Origin of the sequence: Streptomyces sp. 8N706 (genome assembly GCF_052245415.1) — a bacterium.
Lineage (GTDB): Bacteria > Actinomycetota > Actinomycetes > Streptomycetales > Streptomycetaceae > Streptomyces.
Genome location: NZ_JBQQBW010000093.1, coordinates 1 through 17,255, shown reverse-complemented (window position 1 = coordinate 17,255; position 17,255 = coordinate 1). Strand labels below are relative to the sequence as shown.

The window sequence follows — 17,255 nt, the reverse complement described above, 5'->3', positions numbered from 1 at the left end:
TGCAAGCCCGGCACGGTCGCGCCACTGTGTGCCGAACAGGTCCTCCCGGAAAGGGGAGATCTGTCGGTGAGTCAGACCCGGCGCCGTCGTCGCATGCTCCAACGATGCGGGACGCGTGTTCCCGAGGAGGTCTCGCCGTGGCTCAGTCCGCCGCTACCCCTGCTTCCCTTTCCCCGTCCGCCGTCCGGCCGCTGCCGGTGCGGGCGATCCTCCCCTGGGCCGCGTTCTTCGGCCTCCTGATGCTCGTGATGTTGTACTTCGTCGGCGCCGAACAGGGCGCGACAGCCGTGATCTCCGGCGAAGGTGTGCACGAGTGGGTGCACGACGGCCGTCATCTGCTCGGCTTCCCCTGCCACTGATACAGGGGACGCGCACATGAACTCCGCAACAGTACGCGCCCTGCTGGTGCGCGGAATGATCGCCGGTCTGGGCGCGGGTGTGCTCGCGTTCGGGCTGGCGTATCTCATCGGCGAGGGACCGGTGGACGCCGCCATCGCCTTCGAGGGTGCCCATGCAGGCGGGCACGGCGAGGAAGAGCTGGTCAGCCGGGCGGTGCAGTCGACCGTTGGGCTGGCCACCGCGGTGCTGGTCTTCGGTACGGCCGTGGGCGGGATCGCCTCCCTGGCGTTCTGCTTCGCCCTGGGCCGCGTCGGCAGGTTCGGCGCACGGGCCACGGCGGCGCTGACCGCGCTCGCGGCCTTCGTCACCCTCTGCCTCGTTCCGTATCTGACATATCCTCCCAGCCCTCCGGCCGTGGGCAACCCCGACACCATCGGCCAGCGGACCACGCTGTACTTCCTCATGATCGCGCTCAGCGTCCTGCTGGGCGTCGCGGCGGTTCTGCTCGGACGCCGGCTCGCCGACCGTCTGGGCAACTGGAACGCCACCATCGCCGCCGCGGCCGCCTTCATCGCGGCCCTGGCTCTCGCCGCAGTCTTTCTGCCCTCGGGGGACAACATCCCCCACGGTTTCCCGGCTGCGGCGCTGTGGGAGTTCCGCATGGCCTCCCTGGGTATCCAGACCCTGCTGTGGGCTTCGTTCGGAGTGCTGTTCGGCCACCTCGCCGAGCGCGTGCTGGAGCCCCGGGCCACCGGGACAACGGCGAACTCTGCCGGGCGAGAGGTGCCCGCACCGACCGGCTGACAGGGCACATGAGGGGTCTGCCGGGGGCGCGCCCGGCAGACCCCTCAGCCGTAGAGCCGCGTCGCCATGCCGTACGCCCGGTCCCGGTCACAGCACTGGGCAGTGTCCGATGGGACGTGTGACTGGGTCACGTCTGCGTCGTTCCGCCCCGCATGGGGCCGGGTGATCTCTCGGACCTGGAGTGGGCTCGATTGGAGCCGCACCTGCCGAGAAATGTGGGGCGGGGCGGGCGCTGGAAGAGTCACCGCAGGGTGATCAACGGGCGGTGACAAGGCGTGCAGCTCACGTCGCAACCGGCGTTACCTGCGACGCCGACAGATCAAGACACCATTCCCGAACGCAGAGACCAGCGGGCCAACCGCCAGCGCCGAGGTAGCGCGGGCGGTCGGCCCACGGCCTTCAACCGCACGATGTACAAGCGCCGCAACGAAGTCGAGCGAACTATCAACGCTCTCAAGGGCTTCCGGGCCGTGGCCACACGCTTTGACAAGCGAGCGTATGTCTTCCACGGCACCGTCACCGTTGCAGCCGTCCGCCTCTGGCTCCGCCCATGACCCCCTGGACAGGCCGTAAGCGGCCTGCCCTACGAGGGGCCGGGGCCGCCCCCTTCGGAGTGAAGGAGTCGGCACACGTCAGGAGAAAATCGCGTGCACCTGATCGACCGCTTCGGGCCCATAGCCAACCGCGCCCACGGGGACCGCGCCGTCGATCGCCTCGATGACACGCCCGGCCCATACTGGCCCGAACCCCCCGCATAGTTCAATCAGTTGCACGCCGTCGCCCACCAGGCGGCGCGCGACCTCGATGCCCTCCTCGGGCTTCTCCACCCCGACGAACACACTGCGGCACGTACCCGTGTCCACCACGCTGACATCGCCACCTGCCGCGCTGCCGTCCGCCGTGTAGATGAACCCCCAGTGCGTCAGCGCCATGCGTATCGACCTCCTGTGATCGTCAGAGCCACCAGCCAAGCAGAGCCAGGGCGGGAATGGCCTGGATCGGAGATGATCCGTGAGTGATCCGCGCCGCACTCCGGATGCCCGCACCGTCCGAGCACCACAACGCCGGCCACACTCGCGCATGACCCGTCGGACAAGCCCTAGCCCGCCCGCGGGTCTCCCGGGGCGGTCAGGTGGCGGCCGGCTCCGTGGATTCGAGGACGGCCTCGACGTCGATGGTGACGTCGACCACATCGCTGACGACCACACCGCCCTGGTCGACCACGTCGTTCCAGCTCACTCCGAAGTCATGGCGGTTGATACGGGTCCTGGCGGAGAAACCGGCGCGCTTCCGGGGCCCGAGGTCCCGGCCGTCCTCCCACCACGGGGTTTCCCAGCGCCCGAGGTAGGTCGCGTAGAAGGTCACGGGCCGGGTGACCCCGCGCACGGTGAGATCCCCGGTCACCTCGAATTCGTTCGCGCTCGCCTGGTGGATACGGGTCGCGACGAACGTCCAGGTCGGATGGTTCTCGACATCGAAGAAGTCGGCACTGCGCAGATGGGCGTCGCGCTGAGGCTGGCCGGTGTACACCTGGGTTGCGTCGATCGTCGCTCCGACACGTGCCTTCTCCGGCTCATCCGGGTCGACTTCCATAAAGCCATGCACATTCTTGAACTGCCCACGCACATAAGTGACCATCATGTGCCGGGCGCAGAACTCCACAGCGGTGTGGCCGGGCTCGAAGAACCATTTCGTCATCGCCATGGCAGCTCCCGCAGCCTGGGGCCCCTCCGCCCAGCGTAGGACGAGCGCAGCCAGCGGGCATCTCGTGATGGTAGGAGCGTACGGAAAGCCCCGGTTTGATCGGACTCCGCCCAGGTGCGAGGCTGGAAACGCGGCGCTTCGGCTTCGCCCGGACACGGCTCGGGAGCGGGCACCGGAACAGGACGCCAGCGGCCACCGCTTCCGTAACGGCGCTCGTGGCCGCTTCCGTAACGGCGTTCGTCGGGCGGTGTTCCTCGCGGCCGTGGGGCGGGTGGTGCGACCGGCATGGTCCCGGAGGGGGAAGCGGCGTTCGTCGGCATCCCGTCAGGAGGCCTCTCATGGACGTACATTCTTTGGCCCGGCAACTGCCGCTCCGGATCACCACCGGAGCTTTCCTCCTCAACTCCGGTCTGAGCAAACGTGGTGCGGACCAGTCGGCGGCGGAGCAGTTGCACGGCTTCGCCACCACCACCTACCCGTTCCTGGGCAGACTGGAGCCCCAGCGCTTCGTCAAGCTGCTCTCCACCGCCGAGATCGTGCTCGGCTCGGCGTTGCTGCTGCCCGTGGTGCCCACCGCGGTCGCGGGCGCGGGCCTGACCGCCTTCTCGGGCGGGCTGGTCGGCTTGTACCTGCGCACTCCCGGCATGCGGCGGGAAGGCAGTCTGCGCCCCACCGAGCAGGGGATCGCCCTCGCCAAGGACGAGTGGCTGGTCGGCATCGGACTGTCCATGATCGTCGATGGTCTGCCCCGGCGCCGCAGAAGACGACGTTCACCGCTCTCACGCCGCAGGAGACGATGCTGACCGCCTTGGCGCCGCAGAGAACGACTCCGACCCGCCGGGCGGCAGAGAACCATGCTGATGCCCCCCGCACGACGATTCGAGGACACCGGTTCGCGCCCCGGACGGCAGGTGACGACGCCGATCCGCTCGCTCCTGCGCGTTCCCCGGAATCCGCACGCCAGTCCACCGCGCCCCTTCCGGGGAACCGTCCGCAGGCCCGGCAGGAGGATCAGCCGGGTCCGTCGCCCGCCGGTGCCCGGAGCTCCGGACCGGAGACGACAGAAGTGGGGAGCGGCTCCGGGGACAAGCGATCTCCGAAGCCGGGTTCCGGTACGAAGGCTGATCCGGTGGGTGCGGGGAGACCCGGTACGAAGGCTGAGCCAGTCGGTGCCGGGAGATCCGGTACGGTCGACCAGCCCCCGGGGCGGTCCGTCGGCAGCCCCGCCGGCCCCGGGCACGCCAACGTCCCGTTCGTACCGACGGTGCACCGGGCCCCGCCCGGCGGTTCGTAGGGACGCTCACCGGGTGCCAGGATCACGGCACCGAGGATCACCACGAGCATGATCCCGCCCACGGTCAGGCTGAGGGACCGGATCCTCCGTCCTTCCTCCACCGCCGCCTGATCGACCAGCGGGGCGATGTGCAGGGAGACCCCGGCGCTCGGGGCGTCCGGCGCCGGAGCGGGTGCCGCCGGATCAACGGGCTCCGGCTGACGCGGACCCATCGGCCGGTTCCCGGCGGCCGCCTCCAGCCAACTCCGCCAGGGCACCGGCGGCGACGAAACACCTCCCTCCCTCAGTTTCCTGACCATCGGTTCCGTGTCCGCGGGCAGGAGCCCGTACGCCCGTACGCCGTCATCGCTGCCCGCCGGTGCGCGGAGCCCGGCCAGTCGTTCCAGCCGGGCGGCCAGCGGCGGATGGGCATCCCGGCGACCGGCTCCGACCGCTCGCCCGCGACCGCCCGGACCGCCCTGCTCACCGGGACCGCCCTGCTCACCGGGATCGCCCTGTCCGGCCGCACCGCCCCGCCTACCGGGCCCGTTCGACACATGCGAGGACAGATGGGGTGTCCCTGCTTCGCTCACGTCATCCAACAGATACCGGAAGGCCCGGAACGGATCGTCGGGATACAGGCCTCGCGCGGCGGCGGGCAGCAGCCACTCGTCGGTGAACTGCCGCCACGCCGGCCCGGTCCCGTACGCGCGACGCAGGGCTTCCACCGTCACCTCGTGCCCGGCGACAGCCGCTGCCGCGCTGTCCGCCTCCAGCTCCTGGCGCCGCCGGACCGCGAAGGTCAGACTGTCGAACACCCGGACGTACACACGGAGCATCCCGCCGACCAGATACGAGTACGCGTTGCGCGGGGCCGGCTGGTGGCGCAGCCGGTCCAGAGTCGTCCCCATCGCCGCGGCGCACCGGTGCACCAGCGCACCGAACCAGGTGTGGCGCCGAGCGTAATGCCCGAATTCATGGCCGAGCACCGCACGGAGCTGATCCCGCGTGAGACACATCATCAGCGGCAGCCCCAGATACAGCCGCCGCCGTCCCGGACCCAACCCCAGCATCGGCCCGTCCTCCGTCACGGCCGCGTTCGGTTCCGGGGTCAGGAGCAGGCTGTCCGGTGGTCGTACGCCCACTTGGCAGGCCACGTCACGGACCATCCGCCACAGCGCGGGAGCTCTCCGGGCGGAGACCCGGACGGCGTGCTTTTCCACCGGAGCGGGACGGCTCACCTCCGCCACCCCGCGCGCGATGGCGATCAGCACAGGAACGCTGCCCAGCGCGAGGACAAAGGAGTGCGAGCCATTGGTGAAGCGCTGTTCCCCGCTGTCAGGAGCGAACAGGAACGGTGCCAGGATCAGGAAAAGGTCGAACAGCACCAGCACCGTGATCATCGCGTAGAAGCCGACGAGCAGGGCCAGCGCCAGCGCAGCCCGTAGGGCCGGCATCACAGCGCCGCCCCGTCGCCCTCGGCCCCGCCGCGCCGCCGATGCCCCGATGAGCCTCGCGCGCCCCGTCGCAGCCATCCGAGGCGGCGCGCTCGCCGACCGGTGCGCCCGTCGGCATCAGCGTCGGCGTCGGCGTCGGCGTCAGTGTCGGCGTCGGCGTCAGTGTCGGCGTCGGCGTCGGCCCGGCGCCGGATTATCGTCTCGTCCGTCCGGCGCCGGACCTCCGCCTCCAGCCGCCGCCCCGTCTCCGCCTCGTACGCCCAGCCGTCCCGCAACCACCCCTCGGCTGCCCGCAGCCGGCCGGTGAGCCGGTCAGCCGGTACCACGGGGCGGCCGGGGGCGCCTCGCAGTGCGGACACCAGCTGCTGGTCGGCGGTGCCACGCTCCTCCGCCAGACCCAGAATCCGGGCGAGGGTGCGTCTCGCCTTGTGAATGCTCGCGGCGACCGTACCGCGGGTGACCCCGAGCCGCTGCGCCGTCTCCTCCTGCGTCAGTCCCTCGAGGCAGTGCAGCACGACGGCGGCCCGCTGGGCCGGGGGAAGGGCGGCGAGCGCCCCGAGTGTCTCCCGCACCTCTGCCGTACGCTCGACCGGTGCGGTCGCGGGGCCCGGTACATCGAGCCCCAGCGGCAGTTGCCGTCTGCCGCGACGGCTTGCGGCCCACACCCGTTGCGTCATCACCTTGTACACCCACGCCTCGGGCGACTGATAGGCGGCGATGCGGTGCCAGTTCCGCAGGGCCTCGGTATAGGCGTCCTGTACGGCGTCCTCGGCGGTCTGCCGGTGGCCGCTCATCATGACTGCCCGAGCCATCATGGAGGGCCAGGTCCGGCCGAAGAAGTCGTCGAAGTCCTCGGTCGCGGGCGGCTGCCGCCCGGTGTCACCGCTCATCTCGGCTGCTCCCCCTCAGCGGCCGCCGACGGACGCCGTGGCGTCCGCCGGGGGGCCGGATATACGGCTGTCAGGCTTCCGTCCGTACGGCGGTCCAGCACGGTGGAGCCCGGCCCGGCTGCGCGTACGAGGGCCTCGACCGCACGTCCCCGTGTTCTTTCCCGGGCGACCGCCATGCAGTGGAGAGCCAGCCAGTACGCCATCCTGATGCTGCCCAGCAATATGCCCGCCACCACCGGATCCGGCATGGGGAACCCGCTTTCTTCCCGCGGCGGCCGGCCCTTGCCGGCCCCGATCGAGAGATAACAGCCCCGGAACGGCGCATGGTTGACCGACGGCCGGAAGATTCTTGACCGCGACCGTCCCGACGCCCCTGATGCCCCGCCCGCAAAAGGCCATCACCCGGGCGCAACCACGCCCGCGGACCCTCGCAGGGTCCGCCGGTGACCTCGGGTGTCAGGGTGCGAGCAGAGACGGTGAACACCCCGGTCCCTGCAGCGAGTCGATGTCCGGGGGCGGACCCGGCATCCTGCACGAACCCCTGTCCGCACAGCCAAGAATCCGCCAATGTCGGCTCACCGCGGGTCAACGGCCCCTAAGGGTCTGGACAAGGCAGCGCCGCAGCGGTCCGCTGACCGTAGGACACCGGGGCCGACGGCCCGTACCTTCATGGCCCCTAGCTTTCATGGCTCACGTCTTCATGGCTCAGGCTTTCATGGCCCAGGTCTTCAGCGACCAGGCTTTCAAGGCACCAGACCTTCAAGGAATAAGGTCTTCGGGCGCCCGGGACCTTCACGGGCCGGGCGGCCGCCAGCAGCCCCATTCAGCCGGGGGAGCAGGGGGGACAACCGTATGAGGAGCCGGGGCGTACGGGCGCTGTTCGCCGGGCTGGCGCTCGTCGCGCTGGGCGGCGGGAACGCGACGCCCGCCCCGGCCCGTACGCCGGAAACAGCCGTCCCCGCCCAGCCCTCGGCAGCGGGCTCCGGCATTCCGCGTGTCCTCTACCTCGGCGACTCGATCGCCACCGAGAGCCAGGACACGGTGGGGGAGGGGATCAGGGCCGGGGGACCGGCGGACTACACCAGCGTGCCGTACTCCGGGATGACACTCTGTGACTATCTGGAGGGCAGGCCCGAGTCGTCGTTCGTGCCGCCCCAGGACAAGGCGGCCGCCCTGGTGCGCTCGCTCCGGCCGAGCGTGGTCGTTCTTCAATTCTGGGGCAACGCCTGGGACTTCACTCCCTGTATGCACGGGGTCCACGCCGGAACACCCGACTACTTCGCCCGCTACCGCGCCGACGCCGAGGCCGTGACGGACCAGATCGCGGGGGCCGCCCGGGCCGTCGGCGCCGCCCGCCCGAAGATGGTCTGGGTGCTGCAGGGCCCGGACGCCTTCCAGGCGGACCGGACCCGCCGGATCAACGGGATCTATGAGATGCAGGCGGCATCCTCCGGGGATCTGGTCTCGGACGCGGGCCGCGAGGTGAGCATGGCCGCCTACCCCTACGACAACCTTCCCCACGACCGCTACGCCTGGACCCAGCACCTGCCCTGTGACGCCTACGAGCGGGCCCACCCCGCGTACTGCACCGATCCTCAGTCCTACGGCGGCGTGACCCGGCTGCACCGGGACGACGACGCTCTGCACTACTGCCTTGCGCCGGTCGGTGCCGCATCACGCGGCTGCACCGTGCCGTCTCCCGGTGTCCTCCGCTACAGCAGGGCCATCGCCGCGACCGTCACCGGCTACCTGGCGGCCCGCCGGTGATGCGGAGGAGAGACGGCCGGGCCGCCGCCCCGGCGGAGGGCGGCCGGCCCATGGTGCGGTGCCGCCGCACCTGGGCCCGGGCCGGCCGTCCCCGTTCGACGCCAGGGTTCATTCGGGCGGTGCGACCACTTCGAGGGGAGCGGATGCCTCCGCCGGACTACGGTGTCCGTGGCGGCCGACCACGACCAGGCGTGGCAGATACGACCCCGGGCGGTCGTAGACGTGCGTCGTGACCGGCTCGTCGGTCTCCTGCTTCGTGCCGTCGCCGAAGTACCACGCGTAGCGGTCCCCGGGCTCCGGGGTCCCGCTGGGCCGGACTGCGGTGAAGTGCACGTCCGATCCCGCCGGTTGTGCGTTCCCCTTCACCGTGAACGATGCGGTGGGCCCGGTGGGCGGGAGGCCGAACCAGTCGCGGACCCGCGGGTTCAGCAGGAAGCCGTCGGCGTACTGCCGTGCGCCGTCGATGTCCGGGTGCGCGACGGCCGCCGACAGGCACTGGACCGGTGTCGCACTCAGTTCCGGGCAGGCGGACTTGCGCAGGGCGTACCCCGGATCGGTGAACGGGTTTTCCCAGAGCGTGGATTCCGGGCCGAGGAGGGCGTTGTCCACAGTGAACAGACCGTCGGCCGCCACGGCGTAGGCGCCGTCCGTGGATGCCGCGTTGGCCGCCTCGGCCGCTTCACGGTAGGCAGCGTTGGCGAGCCGGGTGTAGTCCTCGTACCGCTCCGCCGCTTGTCCCAGGGCGCCCCTGCACCTGGCCGGCCCGGACCCGGCGAGCCCGGGCACTGAGCACCGCGTGGCCGGGAGCGGAGAGCTGGCACGGCTCAAGGCGTAGTAGAAGTCGGCCACGATCACTTTCGGACGGCCCGGCAGGGAGTGTGCCTTCTCGATGGCCGCCCGGATACCCCGGCCTCCGTAGCCGACCTTGGCGCCGCTGAAATACGGAACGTCCTTGGCCGGATTCTCGGGAGCGGCACCGATGCCCGAGCATTCACGGTCCACTGCCTCGGGGAGCTTCTCCGAGCCCGGTGTCAGACCCACGGCGATACCGAGAAACGGATCCAGGTCGTTGATGCACCCATTGAGAATCACCAGGTCGAGACCGTACCCGTCGGCCCGTGCCTGGGCCCCGGCGCGCTCGAGCTGGCAGAAGACATCCGGCATCTGCTGGGTGACCTCACCGAACTCCATCTCGCCGTCCCCGTCGGGGTCCTGCTTCTCCTTGCGCTCGAGACAGGCGGCGTCGTCGTTTCCGGCGGGGAGCTCGGGAGCGTCGAGCACCGCGCCGGAGATGGAGTAGTCGGCGAGCTGGTGCCCGCGCCCGGTTACCCGGCCGAGGAGTTCACCCGTGAGATGGGAGAACTTCTGGTCGTGCTCCAGTCCTTGGCCCCAGACGACGGAATCGCCGACCGCCGCCACCCGCACCGGGTCGCAGCCACGGCTGATCCGGTCCCGCCAGGGCTTGCCGAAGCTCTCCGGCCCACCGTCCGCGGAGCTGTTCAGCACGCGAGCGTCGACCGTCACGGCGGCGGCCGAAGGCACCTTCTCGTAGGGGACGCTGAACTCGGCCACGGCCACGGAGCCGCTCATGGCGACCGTGCCCCCGGCCAGACGTGCCTTCCCCGCCCGTACCCGCCACTCCACGTCCGCACCGCGCTTCGCGCCGTGGGGGTGATACACCGTCACCCGCCCGTGCACCGCGCGGTGGCACGACGGGTTCGGGGTCAGATCCACATCGAGAATCAGTGGGTATGCCCTGTCCCACCCGACGGCGTCGGCGGTACCGGACAGCGCGGCCGTGCCTGTCAGCAGCGCAGCGAGCAGAACCGGGACCAACGCGACCGGTCTCCATCTGCCACGACCGGGCCGGGCCGAGAACCGACGGACGCCCCACCGCGACCGACTTCCCGAACGTAACCGTGCGGCTCTCACACCACGCCTCCTGCGATAGACCTGTACATGACATACGAACGCCATAAGAACGCCGCTCGAACATCCTGGACCACCGTGACGGACGGGAACCCTCGGTACGGCCGTGACGATCGCCACTTACCCCCGGTAGTGGCACGGTCGCTCACCGGGTTCGTTCGAGTGGCCACAATCTCGGCACCTTGAGGATGTGTCGCCGAGGCGTGGGCTCCGCCCGAGGGTCGTGAGCGGGGCGGCCAACTCCGGGTCGGATACGGCGTCTTCGCCTTACCATGATTTCCATGAATCTTGTGGTGTTTTTCCTCTCACTCGGGATCAGTTGTCGCATTACACGATTTATAACGAAGGACCTTCTCGCGGAGGGGATCCGTTCCTGGGCGGCAGGCCGCTTCGGTGACGATTCCAGACCGGCCTATCTGGTCACCTGTAGCTGGTGCACCAGCATCTGGGTCGCCGCCGCCGTCGTGCCGCTTGCCTACTGGATCGGGGACACGCTCTGGTTCCAAGGCGCCGCCATGGTCCTGACCTTGTCCTATCTCACCGGACTGGCCTCGAGTTGGCTCGACTGAGACCCGTGGGGCCGGAGGATGCCCGCCGACCGGCTCTGCTCAGTAAGGGCCGGATGATATGAAAAAACCGGTATGCGTGTCACTGGCATTCCGAAGGGGAAAAATCGAGTACGGGTGTCCCCGGACCTGACCGGGGGCGCGCACCTGGGCGTCGTTCCTCATCGAGTGTCGAACCGCCCGCGGTCCTTCTTCATGACGGCGACTCCGCCGGAAGCACCACAGCGCTTTTGCCTGACACATCGTCAATGAGCGGCAGACGTAAGCCGCGGCTCTCCGGGGGCCGTACGGCTCGGGCGCCTCATCAGCGAAGGGGCCGGCACCCGACCGGCAAGGCGGCCGCCACGGTGGCCGGGATCGAAGGAGAAGTGGTCATGGGATGCAATTGCGGCGGGCGCGCCCGCCAAGCGGTCACCGTCTACCGGCTGACCCTGCCGAACGGTGTCGTTCGCCAGTACCGCACATGGGAAGAGGCCGACGCGGCCAACAAACGGGCGGGCAGCGTCGGCACCATCACGGCCGTCACCCAATAGGCCCGACGGCCTTGATGGGCCCGATGTGACCCCGACAGGCCCGATGGTGCCGAGTGGCGCCGACGGCCTGCGTGGAACCGCATCGCGCAGTCGCCCGCATCTGCTGAAGGTCAGGTCGTCTGAGGCGCCGCGTGGATGATGTCCTGGTGGAAGCGGCGGATATGCGCTTCCACCAGGTCGCCCGCGCGTTCGGCGTCCCCCGCGGCGATGGCGTCGTAAATGGCGTGGTGCTCGGCGCGCAGCCGGTCGGCCACGGTGTTCCAGTCCTCGAACTCATGGAATGCCGCGAGGAGGGTCTGCCGTACGGCGCTGCGCACGGCGATCGTCATATCCGCCATGAGGCGGTTGCCCCCGGCCTCGGCGATCGCGACATGGAACGCGGTGTCATAGTCGTTGAACGCCTCGAGGGGCAGATCCGCGTCGTCCATGCGGGACAGCGGATCGCGCATCCGGGCGCGATCCTCGTCGCCGGCGCGTTCCGCGGCCAGCCGGGCACTGGACCGCTCCAGCGTGGCTCGCGCCTCCACCACGTCGGACAGGGGGAAGTTCGCCAGCGCCATATGCAGGCGCAGCAACTGGGTGAGGCCGGCGCTGGGCATTGCCGCGATCACGCTGCCCGAGGCGGGGCCGGTGCCCACGCGGGACCGCAGTACCCCCTGCGCCTCCAGCACGCGCAGAGCCTCCCGGACGGCTGCCCGGCTGACTCCGAGCAGCTCGACCAGCTCGCGTTCCGGGGGCAGGCGGTCACCGACGCGCAGATTTCCCGCGAGGATCTGCTCCTCGATCCGGGCGAGGACCAGCTCGAAGGTGCGGGAGCGGGGTACCGGCTCCCAGGCCGTCGCGTCAGCCATGGAAAGCCCCTTCACCCTCTGATCGAACCGGTCGCGTCGCCCGCGCGGAGCGGGTCCCCCGTGCGTGAATCCTCCTCGATCTTACCTTCGGGGTTTTGGTCAGACCAATTCTTTCCAGCCGACCTCTGGACACCCCGGCTCGTCACTGCTTAGCGTGTGAACCGTCCAAGCTATGGTCTGACCAAGCTCCAACGGAGTGGCACATGTATCAGCCCGATCTCTCCCCGGTTGCGGACAGCCTCCCCCTCTCCGCGCTCGTCGCAGCCCTGCCGCTGCTCACCTTGTTCGTGCTGCTCGGCGGGTTGCGGCTGAAGGCCCATGTGGCCGGGCTGGCATCCCTCGGCGTAGCTCTCGTCGTGGCGATCGTCGGTTTTGGCATGCCAGCCGATCTGGCGCTGCTGTCCGCGAGCGAGGGAGCGGCCTTCGGTCTCTTCCCGATCATGTGGATCGTCGTCACCGCGATCTGGGTCTACCAACTCACCGTCGTCAGTGGCAGATTCGAGGACCTTCGCCGTGCCTTCAACCTGATCAGTGATGATCCGCGCATTCAAGCGGTGATCATCGCGTTCTGCTTCGGCGGCCTGCTGGAGGCGCTCGCGGGATTCGGCGCCCCGGTGGCCATCACCGGCGTCATGCTCATGGCGCTCGGCTTCGCCCCCGTACGCGCGGCGATCACCGTGCTCGTCGCCAACACCGCGCCCGTCGCCTTCGGCGCCATCGCGATCCCGATCATCACGGCGGGGAACCTCACCAAGATCCCCTACACCGACATCGGTGCCTATGTGGGGCGGCAGACGCCTCTGCTCGCCCTGTTCGTCCCGCTGCTGCTGGTGATTCTCGTCGACGGCCGGCGCGGGGTACGGCAGACCTGGCCGGTCGCCCTGGTCTGCGGCGCCGTGTTCGCCTTCGTCCAGTTCCTCAGCGCCAACGTCATCTCGGTGGAGCTCACCGACATCCTCGCCTCACTCGCCGCCCTGGCGGCGGTCGTGCTCTTCCTCCGCGTCTGGCAGCCCCGCGGCGGTGACGAGGCCAGGGCCGACCTGCCCGGCGTCGCCGCGGACGGAGAGAAGAACACCCCCGGCACCGGTACGGCGGCCGCGGCCCGCAGCGGCAGCGGCCCGGCCACGACCACGCGCACCCGGCCGGCGCCGGGCGGCGGCGCGACCGCGGACGAGCGCAGCGGCCACCGCACCTTCATGGCCTTCCTGCCCTACCTCCTGGTCATCGCGGTCTTCTCCATCGCCAAGCTGTGGACGCCGATCAAGGAGTTCCTCGCCGCCAGGGACGCCATGATCCCGTGGCCGGGGCTCGACGGGGAGGTGCTCACCGCCGCCGGGAAGCTTTCGACCACCAGCGTCTACACCTTCCCGTGGCTCTCCTCGCCCGGCACGCTCCTCCTGCTGTCGGGTGTCATGGTCGCCGTCGTCTACCGCGTGAGCCCGGCATCGGCCGTCAGGGAGTTCGGCGCCACAGTGGCGAAGCTGCGCTGGGCCCTGCTCACCGTCGCCTCCGTACTCGCCCTCGCCTATGTGATGAACCTGTCCGGCCAGACCATCACCATCGGTTCCTGGATTGCCGGTACGGGTGCGGCCTTCGCGTTCCTCTCACCCATTCTCGGCTGGCTCGGGACCGCCGTCACCGGCTCGGACACCTCGGCCAACGCCCTGTTCGCCACCCTCCAGCAGGCCGCCGCACACAAGGCCGGACTCGATCCCACGCTTCTCGTCGCGGCGAACACCTCCGGTGGCGTCGTCGGCAAGATGATCAGCCCGCAGAACCTCACCATCGCCGCCACCGCGGTCGGCATGGTCGGCCGGGAATCCGAGTTGTTCCGCGGTGCCATCAAATGGAGCCTGCTGCTGCTGGTGGCCATCTGTCTGCTGGTCTTCCTGCAGTCCAACGTCCTCGCCTGGATGCTGCCCTAGAGCCGCATCAGCGAAGGCGCACCCCCGTCGCCGCCCCTGGCACGGCCTCCCCCGGCTGCCTCCCCCGGCCGGAGTCCGGGGGAGAGCCCCCAGCCGCGGTTCCGGATCGGCCGAGCAGGCCCACTACGAGGCCGATCCGGCGCCTTGCAGCTGACCGCACCACGTCACCTCGCCACCGGGCAAGCCCTTGGCTGATGCGACACCTGGCTCTACCCGGGCTCCTGTCGGACAGGCCCCCGGCCCGTCCCGACCGTGCCCACCGCCCAAGGAAGGAACCATGCGGACCGCACTGTTCATCACCTGCTTCAACGACACCCTGTTCCCGGCCACCGGACAGGCCGTGGTCACACTGCTGGAGCGGCTCGGCTGCACGGTCGACTTCCCCCGGGAACAGACGTGTTGCGGGCAGATGCACTTCAACACCGGATACCAGAAGGAGTGCGTGCCCCTCGTACGCCGGTTCACCGAGGTCTTCGCCGGCTACGACGCGGTCGTGACGCCTTCCGGGTCGTGCGCGGCCATGGTGCGCGACCACCACTCCACGGTGGCCTCGCACGCCGGCAAGGACCCACGGCTCTCCGCGGCCGTACAAGCCGCGCCGAAGGTCTACGAGCTCTCCGAATTCCTCGTCGACGTCCTGCGAGTGACCGATGTCGGGGCGTACTTCCCCCACCGGGTCACGTACCACCCCACCTGCCACTCGCTGCGGATGCTCGGCGTGGGCGACCGGCCGCTGGCCCTGCTGCGCGCGGTGCGCGGCATCGACCTGGTCGAACTCCCCTCGGCCACCGAGTGCTGCGGATTCGGCGGAACCTTCGCGCTGAAGAACGCCGACACCTCGATCGCGATGTGCGCGGACAAGGTCCGGCATGTGCTGGACACCGGAGCGGAGGTGCTGTGCGCCGGTGACAACTCCTGCCTCATGCACATCGGGGGCGCGCTGTCCCGGCTGCGCACCGGAGTCCGCACGCTGCACCTGGCCGAGATTCTGGCAGCGACCGAGGAAACCCCGCTGCCGGAGCGGCCCCAGCCCGCTCAGCCGCCCCGGTGCGCCACCCGAGTGGGGAATCCGCGATGACGAACTCCACCTACCTGGGCATGCCCGCCTTTCCCGAGGCGGCAGGCCGCTCCCTGGCCGACACACAGCTGCGCCGCAACCTCACCCACGCCACCCACACCATCCGGGGGAAGCGGGCCGAGGCCGTCGGCGAACTGCACGACTGGGAGGAACTTCGCGAGGCGGGGCGGGCGATCAAGGAACGCACCTTGCGCCATCTGGACCGCTATCTCATCCAACTGGAGGAGCGCGTGACCGCCGCGGGCGGCCGGGTGCACTGGGCCCGCGACGCCGAGGAGGCCAACCGGATCGTCGTCGACCTGGTCCACGCCACCGGCGAAACGGAGGTGGTCAAGGTCAAGTCGATGGCCACGCAGGAGATCGGTCTGAACGAGGCGCTGGCGGAAGCGGGCGTCGCGGCCTACGAGACGGACCTGGCCGAGCTCATCGTCCAGCTCGGCCAGGACCGGCCCTCGCACATCCTGGTGCCGGCCATCCACCGCAACCGTGCGGAGATCAAGGAGATCTTCCTCCGGGAGATGGCCCGGCACGGCGTCGCCGCACCCGGTGATCTGACCGATGACCCCCGCCGGCTGGCCGAGGCGGCTCGCCGGCACCTGCGAGAGAAGTTCCTCTCCGCGAAGGTCGGCATCTCCGGAGCCAACTTCCTGGTGGCCGAGACCGGAACCGCCGTCGTAGTGGAGTCCGAGGGCAACGGGAGGATGTGCCTCACCCTTCCCGAGACGCTCATCTCCGTGGTCGGCATCGAGAAGGTCGTACCGACGTGGCAGGACCTGGAGGTCTTCCTGCAGTCACTGCCCCGGTCCTCCACGGGGGAGCGGATGAACCCCTACACCTCCACCTGGACCGGCACCGCGGACGGCGGCGACGGACCGCGGGCGTTCCATCTGGTCCTTCTGGACGGCGGCCGCACCGACACACTCGCCGATGAGGTCGGCCGGCAGGCATTGAACTGCATCCGCTGCTCGGCCTGTCTGAACGTCTGCCCGGTGTACGAGCGGGCCGGCGGCCACGCCTACGGATCGGTCTACCCGGGGCCGATCGGCGCCATCCTCAGCCCCCAGCTGCGGGGCACCGAGTCGGCGGTGGACCGCTCGCTGCCCTACGCCTCGACATTGTGCGGAGCCTGCTACGAGGTCTGCCCCGTCAAGATCAACATTCCGGAGGTGCTCGTCCATCTGCGGGCCCGGGTGGTCGACGCATCCCGCGAGCGACGGGTGCCCACCCCGGAGCGGATGGCGATGACCGCCGCGCGCTGGGTGCTCTCCGCCCCCTCGCGGCTGGTGGTCGCGCAGCGTGCCGCGGCCGCCGCCGGACGGCTGGTCTCCCGGCGTGGCCGCATCGGCCGGCTGCCCGGTCCGATGGCGGCATGGACCGATGCCAGAGACGCGCCGGCACCGGCGCGCGAGAGCTTTCGCGACTGGTGGAGGAGGACGCACCGATGAGCGGCCGTGAAGAGATCCTGAGCCGTATACGCCGAGCGCTGACGGACGTGCCGGACAGCGAACGCCCCGAGGACGTACCCGTGGCCCGGCGTTACATGAGGGGTGGGACCCCGGCCCCCGGGTCGGCGGAAGCCATCGCCATGCTGGCCGAACGACTGTCCGACTACGGGGCGTCGGTGCGGCTGGAGGACTACGAGGACACCGCCCCGGCCGTGGCCGGTGCCCTCACCGCCCGTGGTGCCCGTCGGGTGGTGATACCGCCGGGCCTGCCCGAGGAGTGGTGCGCCCGGCCGTCCGGACTGGACGTGCTCCACGACGAACCGCCGTTGTCCGTCGGCGAACTGGACGTCGCCGACGCCGTGGTCACCACCGCCGCCACCGCCATCGCGTCCACCGGCACCCTCGTCCTCGACGGCGGCCGAGGGCAGGGGCGCCGGGCCCTGACACTCGTACCGGACTACCACCTCTGCGTGGTGCGGGCCGAGCAGATCGTCGCCTCCGTACCCGAAGCCCTCGACCGGCTGGACCCGGCCCGGCCGCTGACTCTCATCTCCGGACCCTCGGCGACCAGCGACATCGAACTGGACCGGGTGGAGGGCGTGCACGGACCGCGGACGCTGGAGGTGATCATTCTGCGGTGATGCCCGCCCGGCCCGCCAGGTGGCGGACCCGGCCCCGCGGCCACGGACCGCCC

Annotated in this window: 16 protein-coding genes and 1 pseudogene; 11 read left to right on the top strand and 6 right to left on the bottom strand. The window is 70.2% G+C overall.

Annotated elements, in window-relative coordinates:
- The first annotated feature begins 137 nt into the window (after positions 1-137).
- The 3 genes and pseudogenes from ACTWQE_RS26470 to ACTWQE_RS26460 form a co-directional block, all read left to right on the top strand.
- Positions 138-359 (top strand): CbtB domain-containing protein, encoded by a 222-nt coding sequence (locus ACTWQE_RS26470; protein WP_443331567.1) that lies wholly within the window; start codon positions 138-140, stop codon positions 357-359.
- Positions 360-375: 16 nt separating this feature from the next.
- Complete coding sequence (locus ACTWQE_RS26465; protein WP_443331566.1) at positions 376-1,143, top strand: CbtA family protein; 768 nt, start codon at positions 376-378, stop codon at positions 1,141-1,143.
- Between the two features lie 264 nt (positions 1,144-1,407).
- A pseudogene (locus ACTWQE_RS26460) lies at positions 1,408-1,697 on the top strand (IS5/IS1182 family transposase); the annotation flags it as partial.
- A 78-nt stretch (positions 1,698-1,775) separates the two neighbouring features.
- Here ACTWQE_RS26460 and ACTWQE_RS26455 read toward each other — a convergent pair.
- A complete protein-coding gene (locus ACTWQE_RS26455; RefSeq protein WP_443331565.1) occupies positions 1,776-2,075 on the bottom strand; it encodes a DUF6506 family protein in 300 nt (99 codons plus the stop codon).
- Positions 2,076-2,271: 196 nt separating this feature from the next.
- Positions 2,272-2,847, bottom strand: a complete 576-nt coding sequence (locus tag ACTWQE_RS26450) for a YceI family protein (RefSeq protein WP_443331564.1) — start codon at positions 2,845-2,847, stop codon at positions 2,272-2,274.
- 338 nt (positions 2,848-3,185) lie between these two features.
- On the opposite strand from ACTWQE_RS26450, the gene ACTWQE_RS26445 reads away from it, so the two are divergent.
- Positions 3,186-3,650 carry a hypothetical protein gene (locus tag ACTWQE_RS26445; RefSeq protein WP_443331563.1) on the top strand — a complete coding sequence of 155 codons (465 nt, stop codon included), beginning with the start codon at positions 3,186-3,188 and terminating at the stop codon, positions 3,648-3,650.
- A 208-nt stretch (positions 3,651-3,858) separates the two neighbouring features.
- On the opposite strand, the gene ACTWQE_RS26440 is transcribed toward ACTWQE_RS26445, so the two are convergent.
- Together ACTWQE_RS26440 and ACTWQE_RS26435 are read right to left on the bottom strand one after the other, a co-directional pair.
- Positions 3,859-5,577 (bottom strand): M48 family metallopeptidase, encoded by a 1,719-nt coding sequence (locus tag ACTWQE_RS26440; protein ID WP_443331562.1) that lies wholly within the window; start codon positions 5,575-5,577, stop codon positions 3,859-3,861.
- Positions 5,577-6,467, bottom strand: coding sequence for an RNA polymerase sigma factor (locus ACTWQE_RS26435; RefSeq protein WP_443331561.1), 891 nt, complete (start codon positions 6,465-6,467; stop codon positions 5,577-5,579). The genes ACTWQE_RS26440 and ACTWQE_RS26435 overlap by 1 nt, the downstream gene beginning before the upstream one ends.
- Before the next feature lie 852 nt (positions 6,468-7,319).
- Between ACTWQE_RS26435 and ACTWQE_RS26430 the strand changes: the two genes are divergently transcribed.
- Positions 7,320-8,234, top strand: a complete 915-nt coding sequence (locus ACTWQE_RS26430; protein ID WP_443331560.1) for an SGNH/GDSL hydrolase family protein — start codon at positions 7,320-7,322, stop codon at positions 8,232-8,234.
- Positions 8,235-8,342: 108 nt separating this feature from the next.
- Here the strand turns inward: ACTWQE_RS26430 and ACTWQE_RS26425 are convergent, their stop codons facing one another.
- The gene (locus tag ACTWQE_RS26425; protein WP_443331559.1) at positions 8,343-10,070 is read right to left on the bottom strand and encodes a PKD domain-containing protein; all 1,728 of its coding nucleotides are present in this window, start codon (positions 10,068-10,070) and stop codon (positions 8,343-8,345) included.
- A 374-nt stretch (positions 10,071-10,444) separates the two neighbouring features.
- Between ACTWQE_RS26425 and ACTWQE_RS26420 the strand changes: the two genes are divergently transcribed.
- Positions 10,445-10,732: a hypothetical protein gene (locus ACTWQE_RS26420; protein WP_443331558.1), complete on the top strand. Its 288-nt coding sequence runs from the start codon at positions 10,445-10,447 to the stop codon at positions 10,730-10,732.
- Between the two features lie 371 nt (positions 10,733-11,103).
- The gene (locus ACTWQE_RS26415; protein ID WP_443331557.1) at positions 11,104-11,262 is read left to right on the top strand and encodes a DUF7196 family protein; all 159 of its coding nucleotides are present in this window, start codon (positions 11,104-11,106) and stop codon (positions 11,260-11,262) included.
- A gap of 110 nt (positions 11,263-11,372) precedes the next feature.
- On the opposite strand, the gene ACTWQE_RS26410 is transcribed toward ACTWQE_RS26415, so the two are convergent.
- On the bottom strand, positions 11,373-12,113 hold the full coding sequence (locus tag ACTWQE_RS26410) for a FadR/GntR family transcriptional regulator (protein ID WP_443331556.1): 741 nt from the start codon (positions 12,111-12,113) through the stop codon (positions 11,373-11,375).
- A 203-nt stretch (positions 12,114-12,316) separates the two neighbouring features.
- On the opposite strand from ACTWQE_RS26410, the gene ACTWQE_RS26405 reads away from it, so the two are divergent.
- The 4 genes from ACTWQE_RS26405 (at position 12,317) to ACTWQE_RS26390 (ending at position 17,202) form a co-directional block, all read left to right on the top strand.
- Positions 12,317-14,038, top strand: a complete 1,722-nt coding sequence (locus tag ACTWQE_RS26405) for an L-lactate permease (protein ID WP_443331555.1) — start codon at positions 12,317-12,319, stop codon at positions 14,036-14,038.
- Between the two features lie 277 nt (positions 14,039-14,315).
- On the top strand, positions 14,316-15,116 hold the full coding sequence (locus ACTWQE_RS26400; protein WP_443331554.1) for a (Fe-S)-binding protein: 801 nt from the start codon (positions 14,316-14,318) through the stop codon (positions 15,114-15,116).
- Entirely contained in the window at positions 15,113-16,561 is a 1,449-nt protein-coding gene (locus ACTWQE_RS26395; RefSeq protein ID WP_443331553.1) for a LutB/LldF family L-lactate oxidation iron-sulfur protein, read from the top strand. The genes ACTWQE_RS26400 and ACTWQE_RS26395 overlap by 4 nt, the downstream gene beginning before the upstream one ends.
- Positions 16,558-17,202 (top strand): LutC/YkgG family protein, encoded by a 645-nt coding sequence (locus ACTWQE_RS26390; protein WP_443331552.1) that lies wholly within the window; start codon positions 16,558-16,560, stop codon positions 17,200-17,202. The genes ACTWQE_RS26395 and ACTWQE_RS26390 overlap by 4 nt, the downstream gene beginning before the upstream one ends.
- The last annotated feature ends 53 nt before the right edge of the window (positions 17,203-17,255 follow it).